At 37.0% G+C, this 2989-nt stretch carries 3 protein-coding genes; 1 reads left to right on the top strand and 2 read right to left on the bottom strand.

Going from position 1 to position 2989, the window contains the following annotated elements:
• Positions 1-258, bottom strand: a 258-nt coding sequence (locus tag ACFIMX_RS05530; protein WP_375694157.1) for an Arm DNA-binding domain-containing protein, incomplete at its 3' end; no start/stop codon positions are given.
• Positions 259-424: 166 nt separating this feature from the next.
• Here ACFIMX_RS05530 and ACFIMX_RS05525 point away from each other — a divergent pair.
• Complete coding sequence (locus tag ACFIMX_RS05525) at positions 425-1345, top strand: DUF6990 domain-containing protein (RefSeq protein WP_375694158.1); 921 nt, start codon at positions 425-427, stop codon at positions 1343-1345.
• 902 nt (positions 1346-2247) lie between these two features.
• On the opposite strand, the gene ACFIMX_RS05520 is transcribed toward ACFIMX_RS05525, so the two are convergent.
• Entirely contained in the window at positions 2248-2571 is a 324-nt protein-coding gene (locus tag ACFIMX_RS05520; RefSeq protein WP_375617945.1) for a hypothetical protein, read from the bottom strand.
• Positions 2572-2989: the final 418 nt, after the last annotated feature.

Genomic DNA, 2989 nt, shown 5'->3' with positions numbered 1-2989 from the left:
GTTGCGTTCTTTAATAGGGTCATGCCCCTCACGTAAAACAGCCCGCCACCTAGTTGCCAATTCACGGGCTTGTTTTAAAGAAACATCTCGCAAGGCACCCAAGCCCATTTCGCGGCGCCGACCATGAATGGTATAACGATAAAGCCATTGAGCACCACCATCTTTACGTTTGTGAAGAAGCAAGCCGGCACCATCATTATATTTACCAGCTCCCAAAGTTGCGACAGCCCTTGCATTAAGACGATTCATAAGAACCATTTTTACTCCTTTCTTGTACAATTTTTACCCACACATCAACCCCGCTTGTGGTGTGCAAGTAAGTGGTTTTGATTGATTCAAGATAAACAGATTTGAAATGAGAGAATCCTACGTTATTCGAGGGTCTAATTCAATATGAACAGAGCTAGATTATCATTATAAATCAATATCTTGTATCGGTTATGATGATGATGAAATTCTCACGATAGAAAGTGCAACAGCGCTTTTAAAAAGCTTGGGGTGGTCTGTGGACATCGAGGGAAAAGGAGATTATTTGGCAACCCTCTTTTTACCAGATCGCGAAGTGCAGTTTCTTTATAACGAAAAACACGTGGAAGAATTTTCCCCGTTTGATCGCGGGCTTTTAATTATGAGCGGTGTTTTTGCGGCTGCTTGTCAGACGATTAATCCTCATAATTCTGGGGTTTTGCCAACGGTATTTATGAATTTTGTGCCCAATGGATTGGAAATTTTTGAAGAAAAAGTGAGTGCCGCGTGTTTAAAAAAAGCGCTTGAAAAAACTTTAAAATGGACAATGGAAGATGATTCTTTGCATGAAATTTTTCGCTCTCAATATCGTCTTCCTCCTTGGGAAAAAGACTCTTTATCTTGGGCACCGGATGATGACATAGAGCTCGCACCTTATGCTTTGCTGCATCTTGCTGCTCTTGCTTTGCTGGGCGATGTGGAGACTTTAGCTTCTTATGACGAAAGTTTTACGGCAGGGAACCAGCTTGGCTTTGATGAAACCATTGAAAAAGTTCATTTGGAACGCGCGATGGTGATCGCTCAAGAAGTGGAAAGGGAAGGAAAGTTCAGTTACGATCTGCTGGAACGGGTTGCTGAGAAGTTGTCCATAGCCATGGACTATCAGCTTTTTAGAGATAGAAACCTTAATTTGTGTAATCAAAAACGAGATTTTCATAAAAAATTAGTTGAGGAGAAAAAACAAGAATTAAGAGAACAAGGATTTGAAGGGGTGAGTGATGAACAGTTCGTGTTTGAAGCAGAGGGGGTAAAACATGCTCCTGATATTACTTATATTAAAGATGGTGAACCTGCATTTATGGATATAAAAATTGATTAGTGTTGTACTCTCCTGTTGAAGAAAAGCACCCTTATTTAAAAGATGTGAAAGCGTCTCAATCATGGCGCTTTCACACCTTTCTTACCAGAGCAAAATAAAGGGTTCGAAAAATCGAGAATAATAGCCAAGATTTTAAAAAATAGACTGGAAATGGCTTGATCCTCAAGAATAGAGGAGAAAAATCAATTATAAATTTTGCTATCTTCTTAAAGACAGTCTCTTTTTTGTTAGAAAATGCTCATAAATTATCGCTTATTCAAGCGGTATGAGGGAAAGGTCCATTGACTAAAGCGCTTATGGGGAGGAGCTTTAAGGGTTAGAGCCCTTTAAGGGTTAGAGCCCTTTAAGGAGTTAGAGCCTTTGTCATTTGAGGTGAGAGGAAGGCAAAAAATGGCATTTTTGAGCAGTGTTAAGGTCTTTTGCCTTTGAGGTATTTTTTGTCTTTTTAAGAAGTCCTTGCCAATGAAGCAGCGCTTGTTAAGCCTCAACAGTGTTTCAGTATAGTGATATTGATACAAAAATTTATGGTATTTTTGTGTTTTTCAGTCTGCTTCATGGAGATCTGTAAGCCAATCCGATGACATAGGAGATGCATGGTCATTTTCTTGAAAACAGAGGAATTTTTGGGAAGAACAGGAAGATTGCGGACCCTTATTAACGAAAGCGCTATGGGAGGGAAGCTAGGGGGTAGAGCCTTTGTCATTTGAGATGTGAGACAAGTAAAAATGGCATTTTTGAAGGCGATGATATTTCGCCAATAAAAATAAAAACACAATAAAAACTAAACTAAAACAAAGGAAAAATTAAACTAAAAAAGGCCCCATTTTATAAAGGGCCTTTTTATTTAAATTTTACAATATATACAAAATGTATATAACCTTACTTTAAGAACTTTTTGTATCTTATATTTTAGTAGCAACAAGTTGCAAGAAATATATAATAAGTGATCCTAAAAAACCAGCTATTGCATTCAATAAATTTTCTGCTTTATCGTATATATCGTTGATTGATGCTTGTTCTGATGCGCTTCTATTACTGACTCTCAGTATATTCAATGTATCCGATGTGTCCCTTACTTGTTTAACAAACTGTAAATTTGTTTTCTCGATAGTATAAGGAGCAACAATAGGAGAGGGTTGTTTATTGACTATACGATCAGATTTTTGAATCGCGAGAGCTAAACCACTTGTAATAGCCCCAGCTATGAAAAAATATCTGATATTCATAGTTTTTCTCCTATATTTATTTCGATAAATAAATATCGATACGTATCATATATAAATTCGATTTAAATAACTATAGTAAAAATACAACAATCACAAAAAAGAATAAACTTTGTCTATATTTTGACAAAATTTACTCTTAATTGCCTTAATGAATTCTTTCAGATTCGATTTTATAAAGGCGTAAAAAAGTTTGAAAGCTCTGTAGGCAAGTGGAATCCCATAAGGTGGGTGATACAATAGTTGCTAGCAAACTTCTTTTTGTGCCTTTGACCAAGGATTCATAAAAATGAGGGTTCATAAAAATGAGATGCGATGAAAATTGAGTAAAACCCTTGAAGGGAAGGATGCACTCTTTGAGAGGGCTGGAGTGCATCCTCTTATAGATTGGATACTGCCTTTATTGAGGGTTGAGGCGGTA

Origin of the sequence: Bartonella sp. AD24XZML, assembly GCF_042196485.1 — a bacterium.
Classification (GTDB): Bacteria; Pseudomonadota; Alphaproteobacteria; order Rhizobiales; family Rhizobiaceae; genus Bartonella.
This window is presented reverse-complemented; position numbering and strand designations above follow the sequence as displayed.